Here is a 25,380-nt window from a genome sequence, read left to right as displayed (position 1 = left end):
GGCGTACGGGATCCGCCCTGCTCATCCTTACGGACGAGCGGGGCAAATGGTTCCTGTTCCCGCCACGGACGGCGCGCGGACGGGTTCTACCGCGTCTCGACGACGACCGACTCGATGACGACGTCCCGCAGCGGGCGGTGGGTGCGCGGGTTGGTCTCGGTGGCCGCGATGTCGTCCACGACCTTCTGGCCGGCCTTGTCGACGACCTCCCCGAAGATGGTGTGCTTGCGGTTGAGCCAGGCCGTCGGGGCCACGGTGATGAAGAACTGGGAGCCGTTGGTGCCCGGACCCGCGTTGGCCATGGCCAGCAGATACGGGCGGTCGAAGCGCAGCTCGGGGTGGAACTCGTCGGGGAACTGGTAGCCGGGGTCGCCGGTGCCGTTGCCCAGCGGGTCACCGCCCTGGATCATGAACCCGCTCATCACCCGGTGGAAGACCGTGCCGTCGTACAGCGGAGCCGTGGAGCGCTCGCCGGTCGCGGGGTGGACCCACTCGCGCTCGCCGGTGGCGAGCTCGACGAAGTTCGCGACCGTCTTCGGGGCGAAGTCCCGGAAGAGCCGGATCTCGATGTCGCCCCTGCTGGTCCTCAGGGTGGCGTAGAGCTGCTCTGCCACGATCCTGCCTTCCGTTGTGCTCGTGTGATCCCCCGATCCTCGCACGGACGGGAGCGGGCGGCGCCGATCCGTGGCATTGTCGACGACAAGGTCCCGTTGCCCTTATTCATCCCCTATGGCACTCGCCCGGCCCCCTGTCGCACCCGTCCGGCACCCGGATGCCCCTCCGCACGTGCCGTGACGGACACCGGCAGGCATGATCCGTAAAAGGGTGGAAAGTCGAAATACCGTACGCCACCGAGGAGGAGGAAACCCGTGACCCGCATCGACAGCGTGCGCGCCGCGACCGGCTCGGCGAAGGACAGCGTGCTGCACGCCGCGGAAGTGGTGGCGCCCTACGCCGACACGGCCAAGGAAAGGGCCGCGCAGTACGCGCAGGAGGCCCGGGAACGACTCGCGCCCAGGGTGTCCCTGGCCGCCGAGCAGGCCCGCACCCAGTACGACACCCATGTCGCGCCCCGGCTGGAACTGGCCCGGACGCATGTACCGCCGAAGGTCGACCAGGCCGCGCACGAGGCGGCCGTCCGGACCCGGATCGCCGCCCGGCAGGCCGCCGAGTACTCCCGGCAGGCCGCCGAGTACTCCCGGCCGAGGATCGAACAGGCGGTCGCCGCGGCCGGGCCCATGAAGGACGAGGCCACTGCCCGGGGCATCGCCGCGGTGGCCGCGCTGCGCGGCCAGGTGACGCCCCGGGAGATCGAGCGGCTGGTGCGCAGGCACCGGCGGCGCGCCAAGGCCGGCAAGGCGGCCCGGATCCTCCTGGTGTGCGGGGTGGTCGCCGGCGGTGCCTTCGCGGCCTGGAAGTGGTGGGACAAGCAGGCCAACCCCGACTGGCTGGTCGAACCGCCCGCCCCCACGGAGGTCCCCGCCTCCGGCGGTCTGACCTCGGTGGACGGCAGCGGTGCCGTCCTGGACCCGGAGGTACAGGCCAAGCAGGCCGAGGAGGAGGCGGCGCACCGCGACGACGACCGCGGCTGAGGCCCGGCCGGCGACCGGACGACGACCGCGGCCGACGCCCGCCCGAACGGGACCCGGCCCGACCGGAGTTCGCCGCCCCTCGTGTCCTTCCGGACAGGGGGACGCGTCCGTCCGACCGGTCGGGCGGGGCCGCCCGCCGCCCCGCCGACGCCCCGCGAGACCATCCGAGAAAAGCCCCTCTGCTCTGCGTTTCCGCAGATCAGAGGGGCTTTTCGGGGTGTGGAGCCTAGGGGAGTCGAACCCCTGACATCTGCCATGCAAAGACAGCGCTCTACCAACTGAGCTAAGGCCCCGGAAGGGACGTCCGGCCGGGAACTCGTCCCGACGGCCGCCGCAGACCAGAGTACCGGGTCACCGGGGGTATCTCGCAAAAAGATGGGGGGTCCCCGTGAATGACCACTCTCCGTAAGATGCTCGACGTGGTTCGCTACAGCGAACCGTGGATGTTCTGGGGAAGCGATGGGGAGACGCAATGGACGCCGCACAACAGGAAGCGACCGCGAGAGCGCGGGAACTTCAGCGGAACTGGTACGGGGAGCCACTGGGGGCGCTCTTCCGTAAGCTCATCGACGATCTTGGCCTCAACCAGGCTCGTCTCGCGGGGGTGCTGGGGCTGTCGGCCCCGATGCTGTCCCAGCTGATGAGCGGTCAGCGGGCGAAGATCGGCAACCCGGCCGTGGTGCAGCGCGTGCAGCTGCTCCAGGAGCTGGCCGGACAGGTCGCGGACGGCAGCGTCAGCGCCGCCGAGGCGACCGAGCGGATGGACGAGATCAAGCGGTCGCAGGGGGGCTCCGTGCTCAGCAACACCACCACCACGACGAGCAGTTCGGGGGCTCCCACGGTGAAGCGCGTGGTCCGGGAGATCCAGTCGCTGCTGCGCTCGGTGGCCGCCGCCGGCGACATCATCGACGCCGCCGACACGCTCGCCCCGAGCCACCCGGAACTGGCGGAGTTCCTCCGGGTGTACGGGGCAGGCCGTACCTCGGACGCCGTCACGCACTACCAGTCCCACCAGAGCTGAGCCGTCCGACCGGTCGCTGAAGGGGGTTCGGCACCGGACGCACGCGCCCGGCCGTCGGGGGACGGCCATGGGGTACTCGGGGAGACCACTACGGGTGCACGGGGCACCGGTACGGGTACACGGGGGACGAGTACACGGGGGACGAGTACGCGGGGGACGAGTACGCGGGGGACGGGGAACCGGACGGGGTTCCCGTCGGGAACCGGTACAGGGTGGACCGGGAACCAGTACGGGGTACATGGGGGACGAGTACGGGGTACTCGGGGGATACATACGGGGGCACGGGGGACATACCCGAGGGGCCGGGAAGACCTTCCCACAGGACCGCGGGGACACGGGGGTCCATCGCTCGCCACGGGGGTAGCGAGGGGGTAGCAGGGGGACAGCCGAGGGGGAGGAGCGACGCACTGCCATGGGTGAGGTCTTCGCCGGACGGTACGAACTGGCCGACCCGATCGGGCGCGGAGGGGTCGGCGCGGTGTGGCGCGCCTGGGACCACCGCCGCCGCCGGTACGTGGCCGCGAAGGTGCTCCAGCAGCGGGACGCCCACTCCCTGCTGCGATTCGTCCGCGAACAGGGACTGCGGATCGACCACCCGCATGTGCTCGCGCCCGCCAGCTGGGCCGCCGACGACGACAAGGTGCTGTTCACCATGGACCTGGTGGCCGGCGGTTCGCTGGTCCACCTCGTCAACGACTACGGTCCGCTGCCGCCCGCGTTCGTCTGCGGCCTGCTCGACCAGCTCCTGTCCGGGCTCGCCGCCGTGCACGCGGAGGGCGTGGTCCACCGTGACATCAAACCGGCGAACGTGCTCCTCGAGGCCACCGGCACCGCCCGCCCCCGGCTCAGGCTGTCCGACTTCGGCATCGCGATGCGGCTCGGCGAACCGCGCCTGACCGAGACCAACCTCGTGGTGGGGACGCCCGGTTACCTCGCCCCCGAGCAGATGCTGGGCGCCGAGCCCGACTTCCCCGCCGACCTGTTCGCCGTGGGACTCGTCGCGTTGTACCTCCTCGAAGGCGCCAAGCCGGACGCCAAGGCGCTCGTGCAGTACTTCGCCGAGCACGGAACTCCGGGTGCTCCCAAGGGAATCCCGGATCCGCTCTGGCAGGTCGTCGCCATGCTGCTGCAACCCGATCCGCAGGCCCGCTTCCGTACGGCCACGGGGGCGCGCAAGGCGCTGGCGGCGACCGCGGAACTCCTGCCGGAGCCCGGCCCCGACGACGAACTCATCGAGATATTCGACCAACTCGGGCCCCTTCCCCAGGGGTTCGGCCCAGAGGGGCCCCTGACACCGCTCCCGAAGAAGCCTCCCTCCACGGGGACGGGACCCACCGGCCACACGGGACCGACCAGCCACATGGGATCCACCGGTGAGCGCCTCCTGCCCGCCCGGCCGACCACTCCCCCCGGCCAGGCGCGTCCGGGCACGGATTCCCTGCCCGCGCGGCCCGTCACGCCCCCCGGCCCGGTGGGACCACCCGCACCGACCCGTCCGAAGGGTCCAGGCGAAACGTCCCCTCACACGGCGTCCACGCCGACGCCCTCCCCCTCCGGCCCCGTCCCCCCACAGCCGCCCGCACACCCCCCGACGGCCACCCCGACACCGACCCCCACACCGACCCCGACACCCACCCCCACCCCGTCCATGTCGGACACCGGCAGTTTCCACCTCCCGCCCCCGCTGCCGACGGTCACCACCACGCCCACGCCCACGCCCACGCCCACGCCCACGCCCACCCCTGCGACGACGCCGCCCCCCGCCCTCTACGACCCCACCTTCGCCCTGATGGCCTCCCACGGCCCGCGTGCCGCCACCGCCACCGCCTCCTACACCGCGCAGGCCCCGGTGGCGGCGGCCCCGCGGCCGCGGGGGCACCGGGCCGTGCGGCAGCGGCGGCCGGGGCCGCCGGTCAGGGTCACGGTGCCGTTGCTGCTGCTCGCGCTGGCCTGTTACGCCGTCGGGTTCTGGGCGCTGACGCGGATCTGAGCGGAGGCCCGGCGGCGGGCGATCAGGGTCCAGCCGCCGAGGAAGAGCAGCAGCGCGCTGCCCGTGCCGAGGCCGGCCGCCGCCACCGCCCGCATCACGGGGTCGTCCCCCGCTCCCGTGGATCCCCCGGACGACCCCGTCCCCGTGTCGGTGCCGAAGACCCCGCCGGGCACGGGCCGGCCCAGGTACCCCGGCCCGGATTCCGGGGTACCCCCGAGACGGACCCGCAGGGTCACCTCGTAGGGGCCGTCGCCGAACTGCTCGGCGACCTGTGTGGAGAGATGGACGACGAGGTAGTACGAGCCGGCGAACCGCAGGCTGTTCTGCGGGTCGGTGGGCGCGTACCGGTTGGCGTACCGCACGGGTGGGACGGGGTCCAGAGCGGCCGACTTCTGGGTGCCGCCGTAGCCGGTGCCCCGGGCCACCACCTTGGCGCGCACCGGGTTGTAGAGGGTCAGCTCCAGCGCGTCGACCGCGTATCCGGTCCCGGCTCCGGCCCCGGTCCCCGAGGCGCTGCTCGGCGTGCCGCCGGCCAGGTCCGCCTCGGCGTACAGCTGCTGTCCCCAGTCGACGGGCACCCGGTAGAAGACGGTCTCGCCCGGGACCACCTCGTCGCGCCAGACGCCCTGCCCGACGGCCGTGGCCGCGGTGAAGCCGGCGCCGCCGGGCCGCGCGACCGGCTCCCCGGACGGCGGTGCGGGGGTCGCGGAGTCCCAGGCCCGGGGTGTGCTCGTGTCGCCGGTCCCGGCGAGCGGGGGCTCGGTGACGGGCGCGAGTTCCAGCTTCCAGGGGTCGCCGGCGGTCTCCCCGGTGCCCGTGTCCGACCGCTCGACGACCACGTAGTAGGTGCCCGCCTCCTGGCACAGCCCCTTGCCGGACCGGATCTCCCGCGCGCCCCAGGCCGTGACGGGCTGCGGGCTGCGCGCGGCGCCGATCGTCGCCGACTCGAAGGAACAGCTTCCGCTGTCGGCGTCCTGCACGGAGACCGTGATGCCGTCGCCGACGGCGGGGGTGCTGCCGAGGCGGGGGACCGCGGTGACGGCGACGTACGTGGTGGAGGCGTCGTCCAGTTCAAGGCGGTAGTACGCCTTGCTGCCGCCTTCGAGGGTGCTCCGGTACGTCGCCCCGGGCTCCAGCCGTGCGGCCTGGGCGGCGCCGGTCGCGGCACGGGCCTCGCGGACGTCGTCGGCGAAGGCGTACGACGGGACGTCCGGCGCGGCGACGGCGGGCGGCGCCGGGACCGTCCACCCGAGCAGCACCCCCAGGACCACGGCGCGCAGCGCCACCGCCGCGCGTCCCGTACCCCCCGTACGCCGGGCCATCAGAACCCGCCCCCTCGCCTTGGTCCGAACGGGGCCCATCCTGCCCCGCCGCCCCGGCCCCCGCCCCGGCATTCCCCACGAGCGTCCGGAACGCCCGCCTCTATCCGCAAACCGGAACCTCCGCAACCGGAGGCCGCGCACCGGGTGCCGCACACCAGGGGCGGCACACCAGGGGCGGCAACACAAAACCCCGACCGCTTCGGCGGCCGGGGTCTGATCTCGATCTCAGTCTCTGGTGTCGGTGCTCACGAACCCGTGGGCACGGAGTCGGTGGCCTCCGTCCACAGGTCCTGCTCGGCGCGATCCGCCTGGATCTGCCGGTACACGAGGAGACCGCCGATGGCGGCCAGTGCGACCAGGAGCAGCTTCTTCACCGCGCGACCTCGTCTTTCCTTGACGTAGGGGACCTCTGGCGCCCGACTATACACACCGACCGATATCGATCGGTGACCTGAGTCGGCGTCCCAACTCCCTTCTTCGGCCGCCCTGTGACTCGTTTCCCCCGGTGCGTCCATACGAGTGGTGTTCATCGGAACATCGCCTCGTCGTGTGCGTCGGTCCCCCGGTTCCCCCTCGCCATACACATGATGACCAAAGTACGCAAATCGCCCAACCTGAAGGTGAGGGGCATGACCGTGAACCGGGTCATGAAGCTGTGGACCGCCATCGTCACCGCGTTCCTCGCGCTGTGCACGGCGCTCGGCTTCGTCGCTTCGACCGCCGCGACCGCGACGGCACAGACGGGACCGACGCACACCGACGCCGAGAAGGCCGGCGGCGGCGAGAGCCCGCGCACCGAGAGCGCGGGCGGATCGAGCCCCGGAGGATCGAGCCCCGGCGGCCCGAGTGCCGCAAGCTCGCACTCCGGCGGCGAGAGCACCCGCGGTACGAGCGGCAACGGTACGAGCGGCAACGGTACGAGCGTCCGCGCCGCGAGCCCCGAGGCGTCGAGCCCCCGCGGTGCGGGCATCGGCGGCGGGGTCCCCTCCGGCGAGCGTGTGCACGGCGAGTTCCGGTCCGAGGAGCGTTCCTCCGGCGGGTTCGCCTCCGAAGAGGGTGTCGGCGGTCGGGGCGTCGGCTCCGTGAGCGCCGCCGGTGAGCGCCCGAGCGGCCCGGTCACGACCCCGTCGAGCGCCTCCGCCTGGGACTGGTTCCAGACCCGCTCCCTGCCGCCCACCATGAAGCAGCGCATCCTCGCCGAAGCCCACGGCAAGTCCCCCAGCTGCCGCCACAGCTCCCTCGACGACCCGGACGCGGCCGAGCGGGACGCGGACTGCGACCGCGACCGCGACCTCGACCTCGCGGAGGCGGCCGAGCCGTCGATCCCGGTCCAGCGCTGAGACGCGGAGAGCGGTACCGAACCGTACCCAGCAGTACGGAGCCGTACTGAGCAGTACTGAGCAATACCCAGCAGCACCACCGACGTTCGACGTGACGGCGACTTGCGTACAGACCGCACGATGCAGGCCCGGCGGCTCCGAAGCGACCGGGTCTTCGCCGCATGTACACATCACACGGCTACCCTGAGGCCGTGCCCCAGGACCATGAACGAATCCGGCGCATAGTCGTCCTCACCGCCGTCCACGCGCCCTCGGCCCGGTATCTGCCCGAGGCCTGGAAGTCGCTGCGTGAACAGAGACTGCCCGACGACTGGGAGTGGCACTGGGTGATCCAGGAGGACGGTACGACGGACCAGGTCCGCCCGTACGTCCCCCAGGACCCCCGAGTGACCTTCCGGCAGGGGCGCCCCGGCGGCCCCGGAGTCGCCCGCACGATCGCGCTGGCGGCCGGCGACGGGTCGTACGTGAAGGTCCTGGACGCCGACGACCTGCTCACCCCCGGTGCGCTCGCCCGGGACCTGGCCGCACTGGAGGGCGATCCCGGGCTCGGCTGGGCGACCTCGCGGGTGCTGGACCTGCTCCCCGACGGCTCCACGGTCGGTTTTCCCGGCGATCCCGCGGGCGGGCCCCTCGAACGCGGCGCCGTGCTCGACCACTGGGCGGCGCACGACCACCGCGCCCAGGTGCACCCGGCCTCCCTGTTCGTCCGACGGGACCTGCTGGCCGCGCTCGGCGGCTGGATGGCGCTGCCCGCCTCCGAGGACACCGGTCTGCTGCTCGCGCTGAACGCGGTGAGCCGTGGCTGGTTCACCCCGCAAGCGGGGCTCTTCTACCGCAAATGGGCAGGTCAGGCCACAGGCCAGGCCTCGCATGTCGACCCCGCCGAGCGGGCGGCCCGGATGGCGGTCGCGGAGGCCAGGGCACGGGCACTGGCCTCCTTGGGCTGGACCTACCCGGCCTGACCGGCGGCGGCCAGCCAGTGGGCCACCCGGCGCAGCGTGCTCTCGTCGGCCCCGTCGACCAGGGCCCGTACGGCCGTGACGTCGTCCGGGGTGAGGTCGTAGAGGCCCGCCTTGCTCAGCCCGGCCATGAGCACCTGGTGCCGGCGGTCCTCCATGCGCTCGGCGAGCTTGGTGGGAGAGGCGGCCACCGGACCCTCGGCCGCGACCGGGCCCTCCGTCTCCTCCAGGCCCTCCGCCTCCTCCGCCTCCTCCGCGTTCTCGGCGGCCGTGCCTCCTCCCGCGGGCGCCGCAGCGGGAACCGGGACGCCCGCCGGGGCGCCCGCCGGGTCGAACAGGTGCCACCCGCCGTCCTTCGGACCCCACAGGGCGACCGTCACCGCGTCCCCCCGGGCCCGTTTGACCTGCGTCATCTCACCCATCGCGTACAGCACGGGGGTGCGGTCGGGAGATTCGGCGGCGGGCCGCCAGGAATCCGAGGACGGGTCGTGGAACATCGCGACCCAGCGCGGGTCCCCCGGCGGCTGCGGGCTTTGGGGACTGCCTTGTCGGGCCTGTCGGGTCTCCATGGCGCTCACCCCTTCCGTATCGCCGTATCGGCACGGCGGGGCGACCATAACTGACGGACCGTCAGCTATCCAGGCCTGACGAGGACCGAGTAGGGCTCTCGGGCCTCCCTACTGCGCCGCCGCGATCGCCGCCCGGGCCCGCGCCCGGAACGCCTCCAGCTTGTCCACCGGCTCGGTCAGCTGCCGGCTGCGCGAGCGGACAGTCACGTCATGGCCGGCCGCGGCGCTGCGCAGCGCGCCGACCGTGGCCCGCTCACGCGGGATGTGGGCGAAGGGGTCGAAGGAGTACCAGCGCATCGCGTTCTCGTGGGTCATCTTCGCGATGTCCGCGTCCGGTACGGCGCACTCCCGCAACACCTGGTGGAGCTGCTCGGGGGCGTCCGGCCACAGCGAGTCGCTGTGCGGGTAGTCCCCCTCCCAGCAGATGTTGTCGATGCCGATGTCGTGCCGCAGCCTGATGCCCAGCCGGTCGGTGATGAAGCAGGTCAGGAAGTGCTCGCGGAACACCTCGGAGGGGAGCTTGCCGCCGAAGTCCTGGAGGGTCCAGGTCGCGTGCATCTCGAAGGTGCGGTCGACGCGCTCCAGGAAGTAGGGGATCCAGCCGGTGCCGCCCTCGGACAGCGCGATCCGCAGGGCGGGGAACTCCTTGAGGACCCGGGACCAGAGGAGGTCGGCGGCGGCCTGGACGAGGTTGATCGGCTGGAGCGTGATCATCACGTCCGGCGGTGAGTCGACGGCGGGGATGGCGAGCCGGCCGGAGGAGCCGATGTGCACCGACAGCACGGTGTTCGTGTCGCAGGCGGCCTGCCACACCGGGTTCCAGTACGGGTCGTGGAAGCTCGGGTAACCGAGGGCGGCCGGGTTCTCGGGGAAGGTCATCGAGTGACAGCCCTTGGCCGCGACCCGCCGTATCTCGGCCGCCGTGAGCTCGGCGCTCCAGATGGCGGGCAGGGCCATGGGGATGAACCGGCCGGGGTACGCCCCGCACCACTCGTCGATGTGCCAGTCGTTGTAGGCGCGCACGAGGGCGAGGGAGAAGTCGGAGTCCTCGGTGGCGAACATCCGCGCCGAGAAGCCGGGGAAGGAGGGGAAGTTCATCTGGGCGAGGACACCGCCCGCGTTCATGTCCTTGACCCGCTCATGGACGTCGTAGCAGCCGGGCCGGATCTCGTCCATGCCCTGCGGGTCGAGGCCGTACTCCTCCTTGGGCCGCCCGGCGACCGCGTTGAGCGCGGCGTTGCCCACGGTGTTGTCGCGGAACTGCCACACATCGCTGCCGTCCTCGCGGTGGACGAGCTTCGGCGCGTCGTCCAGGTACCGCTTCGGCAGGTGGTTCACGAAGATGTCCGGCGGCTCGATGATGTGGTCGTCCACGCTGATCAGGATCAGATCGTCCCGTTGCATGTCAGTGCCTCCCGCACGCCCTGCTGGATCCGCACTCTCGTTTTTTGAAAACTACATTCTCACCAGGCGCGAATCAAGCATTCAGGCGAGGGGGTCGGGGACGGTATCCGGACAGCGGGGCCCGGGTCTCGGCCAAAGGTGATCGGGAACCGGCCCGGGAAGTGGATCAATGCGTGGGGGCCGCGGGCCCGGGGTAACTCAACCCGGTTCGGGAACCGAGGAGCGGAAAGTGACCGGTGCGCACTGCACACGCCATCGCGCGCACCGCGCCGTTCGGCACCGGTCCCTCCCCACGTGCGGACCGCTGCCGAACGGTGCGGGTGACGTCCGGTTGCCCTTCGGATCCTGCCAGCCGCGGCCCGTGGCGAGGAGGGTGCCGACCACGGGCCCCCCTCGTCGCCGCAGGTCAGCCGTATAAAGTGAGTTTTCCGGTCCGGATTCCAGGTGCGGGGGAAGTAAAGGGGTGGAGGCCTTGAGTTCCGACTCAGGGGCGCGCACAGCCTTCGCGGAACGCCTCGCGCTGCTCTACAAGGAGGCCGGCAACCCGCCCCTCAAACGCGTGTCCGAGGCGGTGGCGCGGCAGCACCGGGTCGACGAGCGCGGGCGCCCGGTGCGGGTGTCGGCCCAGCGGATCAGCGACTGGCGCCGGGCCCGCAACGTCCCCGCCCACTTCGCCGCGCTCGCCGCCGTCCTCCACGTCCTGATACCCGACGCGCGCCGCGCCCGGCCCGCCCCCGTCTCCCCCGGCCTCTACGACCTGCCCCAGTGGCAGCGGCTGTGGGAGCGCGCACTGGCCGACCCGGTCGTGGCCGGAGAGGGCACCGCGTCCGCCGAGGAGCCGGAGGGGGAGCGGGGCGCCTCGGGCCACGGCCACGGCTCCGGGACGGGCACGGGATCAGGTCCGGGCAGGGGACCGGGCTCGGGCAGGGGACCGGGCTCGGGCAGGGGACCGGGCTCGGGCTCGGGCTCGGGTGAGTCCGGCGTTCCGGGGAGCGTCTGCCCCTACCGGGGCCTGGCCTCCTACCGTCAGCAGGACGCCCGCTGGTTCTTCGGCCGGGAGCGCAGCACCGAGGCCCTCGTCGCCCAGCTGCGGGCGGCCCGGCGCACGGGCGGACCGGTGATGCTGGTCGGCGCCTCGGGCGCGGGGAAGTCCTCCCTGCTCAGCGCGGGACTGGTGCCCGCCCTGCGCAAGGGCGCGCTCAGGGAAGGCGACGAGGAGTCGGACGTACCGGAGGGGAACACACCGCAGCCGAACACACCCCAGCCGAACGCACCGCACGGAGACACACCGCAGGGAGACGTACCGCGGGAAGACGTCCTGCATCTGGTCCCCGGTGCCGATCCCCTCGCCGAGTTGACCGCGCGCATCCCCGAGCTCGCGCCCCTCGTCGAGGGCGCCCATGAGCTCTCCGACCCCGTTCCGCTGCGGTTCGCGCGCTCCGTGCGGGAGGCTGTGACCGTCTGGGCGCGCCGCGCGGCACCCGGGAGCGGCCGGGCGGTCGTCGTCGTGGACCAGTTCGAGGAGGTCTTCACCCTCTGTTCCGACGACGCGAGCCGGCGCCTCTTCGTCCAGCTGCTGCACGCCGCGGCCACACCGGGCGCGGGGGAGCGGGCCCCGGTGCTGGTCGTGCTCGGCATCCGCGCCGACTTCTACGAACAGTGCCTCGCCCACCCCGAACTCGCCGACGCCCTCCAGCACCGGCACATGGTCCTCGGCCCGCTCACCACGGCCGAGCTGCGCGAGGCGGTCACCGGGCCCGCGAAGGCCGTGGGCCTGGAGCTCGAACCGGGCCTCGCGGAGCTCATCGTCCGCGAGGTCAGCGCCGACGGTCCGCGCGGCGCCCACGACGCCGGGGTGCTGCCACTGCTCTCGCACGCCCTGCTCGCCACCTGGCAGCGCCGCAAGGCCGGCCGGCTGACCCTCGCCGGCTACCGCGCCGCCGGCGGTATCCAGGGTGCGGTCGCCGCGACCGCCGAACGGGCCTGGTCCGGCCTCGACCCGGCCGCCCGCACGGCCGCGCGGCTGCTGCTGCTCCGGCTGGTCCGGCTCGGCGAGGACACCCAGGCCACCCGTCGGCGCGGCACCCGCCGTCAGCTGGCCCAGGAGTCCACCGACCCCGGCGCGACCGAGGAGTCCCTGGAGGCGCTGGTGCGCGCCCGACTGGTGACGCTGGACGCGGAGTCCGTGGAGATCACCCACGAGGCCCTGCTGACCGCGTGGCCGCGGCTGCGCGAGTGGATCGACGAGGACCGCAGCGACCATCTGCTGCGCCAGCGCCTGGAGGAGGACGGCCGGGCCTGGGAGGGCTCGCACCGCGACTCCTCGCTGCTCTACCGGGGCTCACGGCTCGAACAGGCGCACGCCTGGGCGCGGTCCGCCGGCGACACCTTCCTCACCCGCAGCGCGATGGACTTCCTGGCCGCCTCGGTGCGGCTGCGCCGGCGCACCGTCTGGATCAGCCGCGCCGCCGTCTCCGCCCTGGTGGTGCTGTCCCTGCTCGCCGTCGGCGCGGCGGTCGTCGCCTGGCAGCAGCGCAACGACGCCGTGTTCGAACAGGTGGTCGCCGAGGCCGACCGGGTGCAGTACACCGACCCGTCGCTGTCCGCCCAGCTCGACCTGGTCGCCCACCGGCTGCGGCCGGACGACGAGGGCGCCCGCAACCGGCTGATCTCGATCGTCAACGCGCCCCTGGCCACCCCGCTCCTCGGCCACACCGGCGCCGTCTACCTCACCTCCTTCAGCCCCGACGGCAAGCTCCTCGCCACCGCCAGCTACGACCGCACGGTCCGGCTGTGGAACCTGGCCGACCCCGCCCACCCCAAGCCCCTGGGCAAGCCGCTCAAGGGCCACACCAGCTGGGTGAGCAGCGCGGTCTTCAGCCCCGACGGCCACACCCTCGCCAGCGCCGGCGACGACGGCACGGTCCGTCTCTGGGACGTCCGCAAGCCCACCGCTCCCCGCCCCCTGGGCAAGCCCCTCCAGGCGCACGGCGGCACGGTCTACCTGGTCGCCTTCAGCCCCGACGGCCGTACGCTCGTCTCCGCCAACGAGGACAGCAGGGTGCGCCTGTGGAACGTGGCCGACCCGGCCGCGCCGAAGGCCCTCGCCACCCTGACCGGCCACCGCGCCGCGGTGCGCTCCGTGGCGTTCAGCCCCGACGGCCGCACCCTCGCGACCGGCGGGGACGACAACGCCGTACGGCTGTGGAACACCGCCGACCCGGTCCGGCCGCGCCCGCTGGGCGAGCCGCTGACCGGCCACGACGGCACGGTCCACTCCCTGGCGTTCAGCCCGGACGGCCGGACCCTCGCCTCCGGCGGCTCGGACGACACCGTACGTCTGTGGAAGGTGTCGGACCCCGCGCACCCGAGCGCCCTCGGCGCCCCGCTCACCGGCCACACCGGCCCGGTCTGGTCGGTGTCCTTCTCCCCGGACGGCTCGCTGCTCGCCGGCGCGAGCGCGGACAGCACGGCCATCCTCTGGAACGTCAGCGACCCGGCGTACCCCTCCCAGGTCGGCGAGCCCCTCGCGGGCAGCAGCGGTGAGATGTACGCGCTGGGCTTCAGCCCCGACGGCACCACCCTCGCCACCGGCAGCGGAGACAACAAGATCCGGCTGTGGTCGGTCCCCACCGCGGACATGATCGGCCGCACCGGCGCCTTCCGCCCGGACGGGCGGGTGCTCGGCACGGCGGCCCGCGACGGACGCATCCGGCTGTGGAACGTGGCGCGCCCCGACCGTCCGGAACCGCTCGGCAGGCCGTTCATGGCCGCGGACGGCGGCTACCGCTCCCTGGCCTTCTCCCCCGACGGCCACACCCTCGCCGTACTGACCGACAACCAGGCGGTCCACCTCTACGACGTCACCGATCCGTCCCACCCCGTCTCGCACGGCGCCCCGATCACCCTGCGCACCCGCTTCACCGGCCCGGACGCGCTCGCGTACAGCCCCGACGGCAAGACCCTGGCGACCGGCTACGACGACCGCACCATCCAGCTCTGGAACGTGACCGACCCCGCCCATGTCACCGCCCTGGGCTCCCCGCTCACCGGCCACCGCGGCTATGTCAACGCGCTCGCGTTCAGCCCGGACGGCAAGACCCTGGCCTCCGGCAGCGCGGACGCCACGATCCGTCTGTGGGACGTGACGGACCCGAGCCGGGTGACGGGCGTCGGCGCACCCCTCAAGGGCCACTCCGGTCCGGTCAACGCGCTCGCCTACAGCCCGGACGGCACCACCCTGGCCTCCGGCAGCGACGACGACACGGTCCGCCTCTGGGACCTCACGGACCTCTCCCGGGCGGGCGGCCTGGGCTCCCCCCTCACCGGGCACACCGAGGCGGTGGTCTCCCTGACGTTCAGCCAGGACGGCGGCACGCTCGCCTCCGGCGGCAACGACAACACGGTCCGCCTCTGGAACGTCCGCACCCCCTCCGACGCCTCCCCCATCGGCCAGTCGATGAGCCCCAACGCCAAGACCGGCAACTTCCTCTCCTTCAGCCCCAACAGCCGGATGCTGGGCGTCTCCAGCGGCGCCGACACGGTCCGCCTCTGGAACCTCGACGTCGACCGCGCCATCGCCCACATCTGCGCCACCACCCGGGGCGTCCTCACCGCCGAGAAGTGGCACGAGTACCTCCCGCGCCTCTCGTACGATCCTCCGTGCCCCGACCCGCCCCGGAAGTGATCCCGATCACAACTCCCCACTCCGCCCGACCAGTCGCCTCCCGTTGATCAACCACCCTTGTTAGCCTTGGCCCAAGCCCGGTCGCTGGTGCATCCCCCGTCGCCAGCGACCGGGCCTTTTGCCACCCACATCGCACCGCACCGTGCGCACACACGCACTCGCACACGCGAAAGACCCCCGGTTCATCCGAACCGGGGGTCTTTTCCACTGTGGGGCTAACAGGATTTGAACCTGTGGCCTCATCCTTATCAGGGATGCGCTCTAACCAACTGAGCTATAGCCCCGCCGCGCTCTGCGGTGTGTGTCCCGCGCGCTGACTCCTGAAGATTAGCGCACGACGTGGGCAGTCCCAAAATCGGTTGTCGGGGGACCGCCCACGACAGGTTCAGCGGGAGTTCACTCGTCCTCGGCGAGCGTCAGCTCCACTCCGCCGACGAAACCGGCGGAGATGTTGTAGATGAACGCGCCGAGGGTCGCCAGGGCCGTCGCCAGGACGACATCGATGACCGCGATGATCGTCGTGAACATCAGGACGTGGGGGAGGGACAGGAAGGACTGCAGGTCGAAGCCGTTGGACTCGTTGGAGCCGGTGGCCTCGGAGATGGTGCCGCCGACCGTCGAGAAGACGCCCATCGCGTCCATGACCATCCACAGCACCGCCGCCGCGACGATCGTGCAGATGCCCAGCGCGATCGACAGCAGGAAGCTGACCTTCATCACCGACCACGGGTCGACCTTGGCCACCCGCAGCCGCGCCTTGCGCACCCGCGGCACGGTCCGCGCGCCGGCGCCGGTGCGCGGCCGCCGTACCGTGCCCGGCGGCGTCGCCTGGGTCGGGTAGGCCTGCGGCGGGTGGTACGGCGCCGCGGCGGGCTGCTGGGCCTGCCGGTCGCCGGGCAGCGGCGAGGCCGGCTGCTGGGCCTGCGGACCGCGGGTGTCCGTCACGGTTCCCCCCTGGGATCCCTTGGATCCTTGCGTCTCGGGCGAGGAGGAGGGCGCGTCGGCGGCCGCCGGCTTGATCGCCTTCAGCTGGGTCGTGTGCGTGTCCTGCTCACGTCCCTCCGCGCCCCGCGCGCCGGTCGTGCGCGCGTCCCCCTCCGGCGCGGCGGAGCCACGGCCGCCGCCGTTCTTGTCCGTGCCGGCAGACGTACCGGCGCCCGTGGCTCCGCTCACGATGACTCACTCCTCGTGCCTACTCGGCCGAGGGCGCCTCACCCTCGTCCGTGCCGCTGCTCGCGGCTCCCTCGGCGGTCTCGTCCACGGCCACGTCGCCGTCGACCTCCTCCGCCTCGCGCCCCGCCTCGGCGTTGCGCGCGATACCGACCACGGCATCGCGCTTGCCCAGGTTGATCAGTTGGACGCCCATGGTGTCACGGCCCGTCTCCCTGACCTCGTTGACTCGCGTACGAATCACACCGCCCGACAACGTGATGGCGAGGATCTCGTCCGTCTCCTCGACCACCAGCGCGCCGACGAGCGAACCGCGGTCCTCCACGATCTTGGCGGCCTTGATACCGAGGCCGCCGCGGCCCTGGACGCGGTAGTCGTCGACGCCGGTCCGCTTCGCGTACCCGCCGTCTGTGGCAGTGAACACGAACGTACCGGGTCGAACAACATTCATCGAGAGCAGCTCGTCGCCCTCACGGAAGCTCATGCCCTTGACACCCGAGGTGGCGCGGCCCATGGGGCGGAGCGTTTCGTCTGTTGCCGTGAAGCGGATCGACTGTGCCTTCTTGCTGATCAGCAGCAGATCGTCGTCCGCCGAGACGAGTTCGGCACCGATCAGTTCGTCGTCGGAACCGTCCTCCGTCTCACGGAGGTTGATCGCGATGACACCGCCGGAACGGGGCGAATCGTAATCCTTCAGCGGCGTCTTCTTGACCAAGCCGCCCTTGGTGGCCAGCACCAGGTACGGCGCCGCCTCGTAGTCGCGGATGGCGAGGATCTCGGCGATCGCCTCGTCCGGCTGGAAGGCCAGCAGGTTCGCGACGTGCTGTCCACGCGCGTCACGTCCGGCGTCGGGGAGTTCGTACGCCTTGGCCCGGTACACCCGGCCCTTGTTGGTGAAGAACAGCAGCCAGTGGTGCGTGGTGGAGACGAAGAAGTGGTCGACGATGTCGTCTTCCTTCAGCTTCGTGCCGCGCACGCCCTTGCCGCCGCGCTTCTGGGCGCGGTAGTCGACGGTCTTGGTGCGCTTGACGTAGCCGCCGCGCGAGACCGTGACGACGATGTCCTCCTCGGCGATCAGGTCCTCGATGGACATGTCACCGTCGTAGGGCACCAGCATGGTCTTGCGGTCGTCGCCGAACTTCTCGACGATCGCGGTCAGTTCGGCGCTGACGATGCCGCGCTGGCGGACCGGCGAGGCGAGGATCTGGTTGTACTCGTTGATCTTCGCCTGGAGTTCGTCGTGCTCCTGGACGATCTTCTGGCGCTCCAGGGCGGCGAGGCGCCGCAGCTGCATCTCGAGGATCGCGTTCGCCTGGATCTCGTCGATCTCCAGGAGGTCCATCAGGCCCGTGCGCGCGACCTCGACGGTCTCACTGCGCCGGATCAGCGCGATGACGTCGTCGATGGCGTCCAGGGCCTTCAGCAGGCCGCGCAGGATGTGCGCGCGCTCCTCCGCCTTGCGCAGCCGGAAGCGCGTACGGCGGACGATGACCTCGATCTGGTGCGTCACCCAGTGGCGGATGAACGCGTCCAGGGACAGCGTGCGCGGGACGCCGTCGACCAGGGCCAGCATGTTGGCGCCGAAGTTCGTCTGCAGGTCCGTGTGCTTGTAGAGGTTGTTCAGGACGACCTTGGCGACCGCGTCGCGCTTCAGCACGATCACGAGACGCTGGCCCGTGCGGGACGACGTCTCGTCGCGGACGTCCGCAATGCCGCCGATCTTGCCGTCCTTGACGAGGTCGGCGATCTTCTGCGCGAGGTTGTCCGGGTTGACCTGGTAGGGCAGCTCGGTGACCACCAGGCACTGGCGGTTCTGGATCTCCTCGACCTCGACGACTGCCCGCATGGTGATCGAGCCGCGGCCCGTGCGGTACGCCTCCTCGATGCCCTTGCGGCCGACGACCAGGGCGCCGGTCGGGAAGTCGGGGCCCTTGATGCGCTCGATCAGCGCGTCCAGGAGCTCCTCGTGGGAGGCGTCCGGGTTCTCCAGGTACCACTGGGCGCCGGACGCGACCTCGCGCAGGTTGTGCGACGGGATGTTGGTCGCCATGCCGACCGCGATACCGGCCGAGCCGTTGATCAGCAGGTTCGGGAAGCGGGCCGGCAGGACGGTCGGCTCCTGGGAGCGGCCGTCGTAGTTGTCCGTGAAGTCGACGGTCTCCTCGTCGATGTCACGGACCATCTCCATCGACAGCGGCGCCATCTTGCACTCGGTGTAGCGCATGGCGGCCGCCGGGTCGTTGCCCGGGGAGCCGAAGTTGCCGTTGGAGTCGACGAGCGGCATGCGCATCGACCACGGCTGGGCGAGGCGGACCAGCGCGTCGTAGATCGAACTGTCGCCGTGGGGGTGGTAGTTGCCCATGACGTCGCCGACCACGCGGGCGCACTTGTAGAAGCCGCGCTCGGGGCGGTAGCCGCCGTCGTACATGGCGTAGAGCACCCGGCGGTGGACGGGCTTGAGGCCGTCGCGGACGTCGGGCAGCGCGCGGGACACGATGACGGACATCGCGTAGTCGAGGTACGAGCGCTGCATCTCCGTCTCGAGCCCGACGGGCTCGATGCGCATGGCGATGTCGCCGCCCTCTTCAGGGGTGACGGGAGTGTTCTCGTCGGTCATTGCTGGTGATGATCCTTTCTGGCCCGGTCAGCTGAGACCGACTCAGATGTCGAGGAAGCGGACGTCCTTGGCGTTGCGCTGGATGAAGGCGCGGCGGGCTTCGACGTCCTCGCCCATGAGGACCGAGAACAGGTCGTCGGCCTGGGCGGCGTCGTCGAGGGTGACCTGGCCGAGGACGCGGTGCTCCTGGTCCATCGTGGTGACGCGCAGCTCCTCGGCGTTCATCTCGCCGAGGCCCTTGAAGCGCTGGATCGAGTCCTCGCGCACGCGCTTGCCGCGCTGGCGGCCCATCTCGATCAGCGCGTCGCGCTCGCGGTCGGAGTACGCGTACTCGATGTCGTCCCGGCCCCACTTGATCTTGTAGAGCGGCGGACGGGAGAGGTACACGTGTCCGGCCTCGACCAGCGGCCGCATGAAGCGGAACAGGAAGGTCAGCAGCAGGGTGCTGATGTGCTGGCCGTCGACGTCGGCGTCCGCCATCAGGATGATCTTGTGATAGCGCAGCTTCTCGATGTCGAAGTCCTCGTGCACACCGGTGCCGAAGGCGGAGATCAGCGCCTGGATCTCCTGGTTCTGCAGGATCTTGTCGATCCTGGCCTTCTCGACGTTGAGGATCTTGCCGCGGATCGGGAGGATCGCCTGGTACTGCGGGTTGCGGCCGGACTTGGCCGAGCCGCCGGCGGAGTCACCCTCGACGATGAAGATCTCGCACTTGGTGGGGTCGTTCGACTGGCAGTCGGAGAGCTTGCCCGGGAGCGAGGCGCTCTCCAGCAGGCCCTTGCGCCGGGTCAGGTCGCGGGCCTTGCGGGCCGCCACGCGCGCGGTGGCCGCCTGGATGCCCTTGCGGACGATGTCCGCCGCCTCGACCGGGTTGCGGTCCAGCCAGTCCTGGAGGTGCTCGTAGACCGCCTTCTGGACGAAGGTCTTGGCCTCGGTGTTGCCCAGCTTGGTCTTGGTCTGGCCCTCGAACTGCGGCTCGCTCAGCTTGACCGAGATGATCGCGGTCAGACCCTCGCGGATGTCGTCGCCCGTGAGGTTGTCGTCCTTCTCGCGGAGCAGCTTCTTGTCGCGCGCGTACTTGTTGACCAGGTTGGTCAGGGCCGCGCGGAAGCCCTCCTCGTGGGTGCCGCCCTCGTGCGTGTGGATGATGTTGGCGAAGGAGTAGACGCCCTCGCTGTAACCGCTGTTCCACTGCATCGCGACCTCGAGGGAGAGGGCGCGCTCCTTGTCCTCGGCCTCGAGGTCGATCACCGTCGGGTGCACCAGGTCTCCCTTGCGGGAGTTGAGGTACTTCACGAAGTCGACGATGCCGCCCTCGTAGTGGTACGTGACGCTCTTGACCTCGGACTTCTCGTCGGCGCCCGCCTCGTCCGCACCGGTCACGGCCTTCGCCGACTCGCGCTCGTCCGCGAGTTTGATCGTCAAACCCTTGTTGAGGAACGCCATCTCCTGGAAGCGCCGGGAGAGCGTCTCGAACGAGTACTCGGTGGTCTCGAAGATGTCCGGGTCGGCCCAGAAGGTGACCGAGGTGCCGGTCTCCGTGATGGCCTCGTGCTGGGCGAGGGGCGCCGTGGGGACGCCCATCTTGTAGTCCTGCGTCCAGCGGTGGCCGTCGGTCCTCACCTCGACGGCGACCTTCGACGACAGGGCGTTCACGACGGAGACGCCGACGCCGTGCAGACCGCCGGAGACCGCGTAGCCGCCGCCGCCGAACTTGCCGCCCGCGTGCAGCACGGTCAGCACGACCTCGACGGCCGGCTTGCCCTCGGAGGGCACGATGCCGACCGGGATGCCACGGCCGTTGTCGATGACGCGGATCCCGCCGTCGGCCAGGATCGTCACGTCGATCGTGTCGGCGTGACCGGCCAGCGCCTCGTCGACGGAGTTGTCCACGACCTCGTACACCAGGTGGTGGAGGCCGCGCTCGCCCGTGGAGCCGATGTACATACCGGGGCGCTTGCGGACCGCGTCCAGGCCCTCGAGGACGGTGATGGCGCTGGCGTCGTACGAGGCGGTGACCTCGCCGTTCACGCCGGCGCCGGTGGACGGGTTGTTCTCGTTGGGGTTGCCGGAATCGGCCACGAAGCGCCCTTTCTGGCACAGCACGAGCCAGGCTCCTCGGCAGGTTGCCGGGGCGGCTGCGGCATGTTGCGTTGGTAAGCCTTGATCAGCGTTGCTCAGCTTGTCCCGGGCGGTCCCCACGTTCGGGGCGGGATTGGCTTCCAGTCTACCGGTAGCACTGACAGTGATGGGGGTTTGCCGGTACCTGAGTCCGGATGTGCCGCCCTCAACCGGTCTCCGACGGGTCCCGATATACGGAAGGGGGCTTCAAGGGGCTCACGGAGGCACTCAGCGCTTCCGGGTGTCAACCCTTGGCTACCGACGGGTCAGGTCGGAAATCATGGGAAATCGCCCCCGCGTGCGGGCCGTTCCGGCGCCGTCCACAGGCTGTGGGCGAAGAACCGCACCTCACCCGCGGACCCCGTGCCGGACACACGAAAAGACGGCCGGGGCGGTACGCGCGTGCCACCCCGGCCGTCTCTACGTGACGCAGATCACCCGTAGGTATCGCCGGGACCGGTGGATCCGGGGGCGCGCAGCGGGCCGTACCGGCGCACGGGGCCGCCGGGACCCTGCACCTTGATCTGTCTGACCCGGCCGTGCCCGAGGTCCTCGTTGAGCCGGGCGACCAGGGTCGGGGCCAGCAGCCGCAGATTCGTCGCCCAGGCCGTGGAGTCGCAGCGCACGACCAGGACCCGCTCGTCCTCGTCGTACCGCTCGGGCACACAGTGCTTGGCCACGTCCTCGCCGACGATCTCCGGCCAGCGCCCCATCACCCCGCCCACCGCGGCCGGCGCCTCCCAGCCGCGCTCGTTCAGCAGCCGGTTGATCGCCGCGCCGAGCGCCATCGGGTCGCGCCCGTCCGCCCGCGCGCCGGAGCGCAGACCGCCCCCGCGCCGCGCCTGCTTCTTCTGCTGCGCGGCGTCGCCACGCGCGCGTGCCTGTTCGCGCGCCGCCCTCAGCGCCACGCGCGCGAGGTCGACGCCGGAGGGCTCGGGGGTCCTGCGGGGCTCCTGCTCGGTCATACGCGTTCCACCGTCCCGTCCGCCACGGCGTACCGCGCCCCGCTCAGGACATGCGGTACGTCGTCGTCGACCGCCGCGGTCACCAGCACCTGTTCCCCCGGCGCGACCAGCTCGGCCAGCCGCTCCCGGCGGCGCGCGTCCAGCTCGGCGAAGACGTCGTCGAGCACCAGCACCGGCTCGTTGCCCTCGGCCCGCAGCAGGTCGTAGGAGGCCAGCCGCAGCGCGATCGCGTACGACCAGGACTCGCCGTGCGAGGCGTACCCCTTGGCCGGCAGCTGACCGAGCTTGAGCAGCAGATCGTCGCGGTGCGGGCCCACGAGGGTGACGCCCCGCTCGATCTCCTGCTTGCGGGCGTCCGCGAGCGCCGCCATCAGCTGGGTGCAGAGGTCCTCGCGCGTGTGCGCCTCGCCGGGCGCCGACGGCCGGTACTCGAGGGCCAGCGGCCCCCCGCCGGGCGCCAGCTGCTCGTACGCCTTGTCGGCCAGCGGCTGGATCGCCGCGACCAGGTCGAGCCGCCGGGCCAGCAACTCGGCCCCCGCACGCGCGAGATGCTGGTCCCAGACGTCGAGCGTCGACAGGTCCATGGACCGCCCGCCGTGCCGCCGCGCGAGCGCAGCCGACTTCAGCAGGGTGTTGCGCTGCTTGAGGACGCGCTCGTAGTCCGCGCGCACCCCCGCCATCCGCGGCGACCGCGCGGTGATCAGCTCGTCCAGGAACCGCCGCCGCTCCCCGGGATCCCCCTTGACCAGCGCGAGGTCCTCGGGCGCGAACAGCACGGTCCGTACGATGCCCAGCACGTCCCGGGGTCTGACCTGCGAGGACCGGTTGATGCGGGCGCGGTTGGACTTGCCCGGGTTCAGCTCCAGCTCGACGAGCTGCTGCCGCTCGCCCTGCCGTACCTGCGCCCGGATGATCGCGCGGTCGGCGCCCATGCGGACCAGGGGCGCGTCGGAGGCGACCCGGTGGCTGCCGAGGGTGGCGAGATAGCCCACGGCCTCGACGAGGTTGGTCTTGCCCTGGCCGTTGGGGCCGACGAAGGCGGTGACGCCCGGGTCGAGCGGGACCTCGGCCCGGGCATACGAACGGAAGTCGGCCAGCGACAGATGCGTGACGTGCATGGTCGTTCGCCGACCTCCCCCAGGGTTCTCGGGTCCTACTTCGTCTCGACCGCGTGGCCGCCGAACTGGTTGCGCAGCGCCGCGATCATCTTCATCTGCGGGGAGTCCTCCTGGCGGGAGGAGAACCGCGCGAACAGCGAGGCCGTGATCGCGGGCAGCGGCACGGCGTTGTCGATGGCGGCCTCGACGGTCCAGCGGCCTTCGCCGGAGTCCTGGGCGAAGCCCTTGAGCTTGTCGAGGTGCTCGTCCTCGTCGAGGGCGTTGACCGCGAGGTCGAGCAGCCAGGACCGGATGACGGTGCCCTCCTGCCAGGAGCGGAAGACCTCGCGCACGTCCGTGACGGAGTCGACCTTCTCCAGCAGCTCCCAGCCCTCGGCGTAGGCCTGCATCATCGCGTACTCGATGCCGTTGTGGACCATCTTGGCGAAGTGGCCGGCGCCGACCTTGCCGGCGTGCACCGAACCGAAGTCGCCCTCGGGCTTGAGCGCGTCGAACACCGGCCGCACCTTGGCGACGTTCTCCGCGTCGCCGCCGTACATCAGCGCATAGCCGTTCTCCAGGCCCCAGACGCCGCCGGAGACACCGCAGTCGACGAAGCCGATGCCCTTGGCGGCCAGCTCCCCGGCGTGCTTCTCGTCGTCCGTCCAGCGGGAGTTGCCGCCGTCCACCACGACGTCGCCGGGCTCCAGCAGTTCGGCCAGCTCGTCGATCGTCGACTGGGTGGCGGCACCGGCCGGGACCATCACCCACACCACGCGCGGGCCCTTGAGCTTGCCCACAAGTTCTTCGAGGCTGTGGACGTCGGCGAGGTCCGGGTTGCGGTCGTATCCGACGACGGTGTGGCCCGCGCGGCGGATCCGCTCGCGCATGTTGCCGCCCATCTTGCCGAGGCCGACGAGACCGAGCTCCATCAGTTGTTCCTTAGGTCGCTGTGTGGCGTGTGGGGCACCTTCGTACCCATGTCCGAGCCTAAACCCGGACGGTCACGCACACCTGTGGGCATACGCGCTCAGACGTCGACCCACAGACGCGGGCTCACCTGCGGATTCGCCCACAGGCCGGGAGTCGGTTCTCCACGGCCTGTGGACAACGTCAGGCAGCTCAGCCGCTCAGCCGCACCGGCATGATCAGGTACTTGTAGGCGTCGTCCGCCTCGGCGTCCAGCGCCGGCTTGCCGCTGAGCAGCGCGGGCTTGGTGGACGTCGTGAAGGACAGCTGGGCGACAGGGGAGTCGATCGCGCTCAGGCCGTCCAGCAGGAAGGTCGGGTTGAAGGCGATCGAGATGTCGTCGCCCTCCAGCTGGGCGTCGACCCTTTCCACAGCCTGTGCGTCGTCGCTGGAGCCTGCCTCCAGGATGAGCACGCCCTGCTCGAAACTGAGCCGCACCGGGGTGTTGCGCTCGGCGACCAGGGCCACGCGCTTGACGGCCTCCACGAAGGGGGCGGTCTCGATCACGGCGACGGAGTTGAACTCGGTCGGGAACAGCGTGCGGTACTTCGGCAGGTCGCCCTCGAGGAGACGGGTGGTGGTGCGGCGGCCCGCACCCTCGAAACCGATCAGCCCCTCGCCCGAGCCCGAGCCGGAGAGCGCCAGGATGACGCTGTCGCCGCTCGTGAGGGCCTTGGCGGTGTCCAGGAGCGTCTTGGCGGGCACCAGGGCGACCGCGGAGGCGTCCGGGTTCTCCGGCTTCCACAGGAACTCACGGACCGCGAAGCGGTAGCGGTCGGTGGAGGCGAGGGTGACGGTGTCGCCCTCGATCTCGATGCGCACACCGGTGAGGACGGGGAGCGTGTCGTCCCGCCCGGCGGCGATGGCCACCTGGGCGGCGGCGGAGGCGAAGACCTCGCCGGGGACGGTGCCCGTCGCGTTCGGCATCTGGGGCAGCGACGGGTACTCCTCCACGGGCAGGGTGTGGAGGGTGAACCGCGAGGAGCCGCAGACCACGGTCGCCCGTACACCGTCTGTGGAGATCTCCACCGGCCGGTTGGGCAGCGCGCGGCAGATGTCCGCGAGCAGACGGCCGGAGACGAGGACCGTGCCCTCCTCCTCGACCTCGGCCTCCACGGACACGCGCGCCGAGACCTCGTAGTCGAAGCTGGAGAGGCTCAGGGCGCCGTCCTCGGCCTTCAGCAGCAGGCCCGCGAGGACAGGCGCCGGCGGGCGGGCCGGGAGACTGCGCGCCGCCCAGGCCACTGCCTCCGCGAGTACGTCGCGTTCCACCCGGATCTTCACTCTTGCCGCCTCCTGCTGTTGCCGGCGCTTCTCGGCCTGCCTGGCTTCGTCGTCTGGTGTCGGTGTGATCGGCCCCGGCGAAGGGAAGAACCACCGGGGTCCAGTCTGACGCACCGCACTGACAGTAGGTGCCTCTCGGGGTCAAGTCGTGACGAGGGGCAGCCGGACGCCGGAGAGCGAGTTGTGCACAGGACCCACTTCGAAACGGATTCCGAGCTCTCTCTAGTTGTCAGTAGTAGTAGGGCCTGTGGATACCGTGGATAACCCTGTTTT

At 71.4% G+C, this 25,380-nt stretch carries 17 protein-coding genes, 2 tRNA genes and 1 pseudogene; 6 read left to right on the top strand and 14 right to left on the bottom strand.

The window, feature by feature from the left end:
- Window positions 1-86: 86 nt before the first annotated feature.
- Window positions 87-614, bottom strand: coding sequence for a peptidylprolyl isomerase (locus tag ACYQ8Q_RS23605; RefSeq protein ID WP_460067690.1), 528 nt, complete (start codon window positions 612-614; stop codon window positions 87-89).
- A 255-nt stretch (window positions 615-869) separates the two neighbouring features.
- Between ACYQ8Q_RS23605 and ACYQ8Q_RS23600 the strand changes: the two genes are divergently transcribed.
- On the top strand, window positions 870-1,592 hold the full coding sequence (locus ACYQ8Q_RS23600; RefSeq protein ID WP_460067689.1) for a DUF5324 family protein: 723 nt from the start codon (window positions 870-872) through the stop codon (window positions 1,590-1,592).
- A gap of 220 nt (window positions 1,593-1,812) precedes the next feature.
- On the opposite strand, the gene ACYQ8Q_RS23595 is transcribed toward ACYQ8Q_RS23600, so the two are convergent.
- A tRNA-Ala gene (locus tag ACYQ8Q_RS23595) sits at window positions 1,813-1,885 on the bottom strand.
- 179 nt (window positions 1,886-2,064) lie between these two features.
- Between ACYQ8Q_RS23595 and ACYQ8Q_RS23590 the strand changes: the two genes are divergently transcribed.
- Window positions 2,065-2,613 (top strand): helix-turn-helix domain-containing protein, encoded by a 549-nt coding sequence (locus ACYQ8Q_RS23590; RefSeq protein WP_055636222.1) that lies wholly within the window; start codon window positions 2,065-2,067, stop codon window positions 2,611-2,613.
- 412 nt (window positions 2,614-3,025) lie between these two features.
- Complete coding sequence (locus ACYQ8Q_RS23585) at window positions 3,026-4,603, top strand: serine/threonine-protein kinase (RefSeq protein WP_460067686.1); 1,578 nt, start codon at window positions 3,026-3,028, stop codon at window positions 4,601-4,603.
- Here ACYQ8Q_RS23585 and ACYQ8Q_RS23580 read toward each other — a convergent pair.
- Both ACYQ8Q_RS23580 and ACYQ8Q_RS23575 read right to left on the bottom strand, forming a co-directional pair.
- Window positions 4,567-5,925: a hypothetical protein gene (locus tag ACYQ8Q_RS23580; protein ID WP_460067685.1), complete on the bottom strand. Its 1,359-nt coding sequence runs from the start codon at window positions 5,923-5,925 to the stop codon at window positions 4,567-4,569. The two genes, ACYQ8Q_RS23585 and ACYQ8Q_RS23580, sit on opposite strands and share 37 nt — an antisense overlap.
- 245 nt (window positions 5,926-6,170) lie before the next feature.
- A complete protein-coding gene (locus ACYQ8Q_RS23575; RefSeq protein ID WP_003999697.1) occupies window positions 6,171-6,299 on the bottom strand; it encodes a DLW-39 family protein in 129 nt (42 codons plus the stop codon).
- A 786-nt stretch (window positions 6,300-7,085) separates the two neighbouring features.
- Here ACYQ8Q_RS23575 and ACYQ8Q_RS23570 point away from each other — a divergent pair.
- Window positions 7,086-7,161 (top strand): annotated as a pseudogene (locus tag ACYQ8Q_RS23570) (DUF6344 domain-containing protein); the annotation flags it as partial.
- A gap of 295 nt (window positions 7,162-7,456) precedes the next feature.
- The gene (locus tag ACYQ8Q_RS23565; protein WP_460067684.1) at window positions 7,457-8,227 is read left to right on the top strand and encodes a glycosyltransferase family 2 protein; all 771 of its coding nucleotides are present in this window, start codon (window positions 7,457-7,459) and stop codon (window positions 8,225-8,227) included.
- Here the strand turns inward: ACYQ8Q_RS23565 and ACYQ8Q_RS23560 are convergent.
- Complete coding sequence (locus ACYQ8Q_RS23560) at window positions 8,215-8,793, bottom strand: hypothetical protein (RefSeq protein ID WP_460067682.1); 579 nt, start codon at window positions 8,791-8,793, stop codon at window positions 8,215-8,217. The genes ACYQ8Q_RS23565 and ACYQ8Q_RS23560 overlap by 13 nt on opposite strands.
- Window positions 8,794-8,901: 108 nt before the next feature.
- Window positions 8,902-10,197, bottom strand: a complete 1,296-nt coding sequence (locus ACYQ8Q_RS23555) for an amidohydrolase family protein (RefSeq protein ID WP_460067680.1) — start codon at window positions 10,195-10,197, stop codon at window positions 8,902-8,904.
- Between the two features lie 463 nt (window positions 10,198-10,660).
- Between ACYQ8Q_RS23555 and ACYQ8Q_RS23550 the strand changes: the two genes are divergently transcribed.
- Window positions 10,661-14,884 (top strand): nSTAND1 domain-containing NTPase, encoded by a 4,224-nt coding sequence (locus ACYQ8Q_RS23550; protein ID WP_460067679.1) that lies wholly within the window; start codon window positions 10,661-10,663, stop codon window positions 14,882-14,884.
- Between the two features lie 210 nt (window positions 14,885-15,094).
- Here the strand turns inward: ACYQ8Q_RS23550 and ACYQ8Q_RS23545 are convergent.
- From ACYQ8Q_RS23545 to dnaN, 8 genes are all read right to left on the bottom strand, one after another.
- Window positions 15,095-15,168, bottom strand: a tRNA-Ile gene (locus ACYQ8Q_RS23545).
- A gap of 112 nt (window positions 15,169-15,280) precedes the next feature.
- On the bottom strand, window positions 15,281-16,057 hold the full coding sequence (locus tag ACYQ8Q_RS23540) for a DUF3566 domain-containing protein (RefSeq protein WP_460067677.1): 777 nt from the start codon (window positions 16,055-16,057) through the stop codon (window positions 15,281-15,283).
- Between the two features lie 19 nt (window positions 16,058-16,076).
- On the bottom strand, window positions 16,077-18,671 hold the full coding sequence (gyrA, locus tag ACYQ8Q_RS23535; RefSeq protein WP_460067676.1) for a DNA gyrase subunit A: 2,595 nt from the start codon (window positions 18,669-18,671) through the stop codon (window positions 16,077-16,079).
- A 42-nt stretch (window positions 18,672-18,713) separates the two neighbouring features.
- Window positions 18,714-20,777, bottom strand: a complete 2,064-nt coding sequence (gene gyrB, locus ACYQ8Q_RS23530; RefSeq protein ID WP_460067675.1) for a DNA topoisomerase (ATP-hydrolyzing) subunit B — start codon at window positions 20,775-20,777, stop codon at window positions 18,714-18,716.
- A 449-nt stretch (window positions 20,778-21,226) separates the two neighbouring features.
- The gene (locus ACYQ8Q_RS23525) at window positions 21,227-21,757 is read right to left on the bottom strand and encodes a DciA family protein (RefSeq protein WP_055632116.1); all 531 of its coding nucleotides are present in this window, start codon (window positions 21,755-21,757) and stop codon (window positions 21,227-21,229) included.
- Window positions 21,754-22,875 carry a DNA replication/repair protein RecF gene (gene recF / locus ACYQ8Q_RS23520; RefSeq protein ID WP_460067674.1) on the bottom strand — a complete coding sequence of 374 codons (1,122 nt, stop codon included), beginning with the start codon at window positions 22,873-22,875 and terminating at the stop codon, window positions 21,754-21,756. The genes ACYQ8Q_RS23525 and recF overlap by 4 nt, the downstream gene beginning before the upstream one ends.
- Before the next feature lie 35 nt (window positions 22,876-22,910).
- The gene (gnd, locus tag ACYQ8Q_RS23515; protein WP_460067672.1) at window positions 22,911-23,786 is read right to left on the bottom strand and encodes a phosphogluconate dehydrogenase (NAD(+)-dependent, decarboxylating); all 876 of its coding nucleotides are present in this window, start codon (window positions 23,784-23,786) and stop codon (window positions 22,911-22,913) included.
- Between the two features lie 190 nt (window positions 23,787-23,976).
- Window positions 23,977-25,107: a DNA polymerase III subunit beta gene (gene dnaN, locus ACYQ8Q_RS23510; RefSeq protein WP_067255394.1), complete on the bottom strand. Its 1,131-nt coding sequence runs from the start codon at window positions 25,105-25,107 to the stop codon at window positions 23,977-23,979.
- Window positions 25,108-25,380: the final 273 nt, after the last annotated feature.

This window comes from Streptomyces sp. YKOK-I1, from assembly GCF_054660435.1.
The sequence above is the reverse complement of the archived record's forward strand: the minus strand, read 5'-3'. Positions and strand labels throughout refer to the sequence as shown.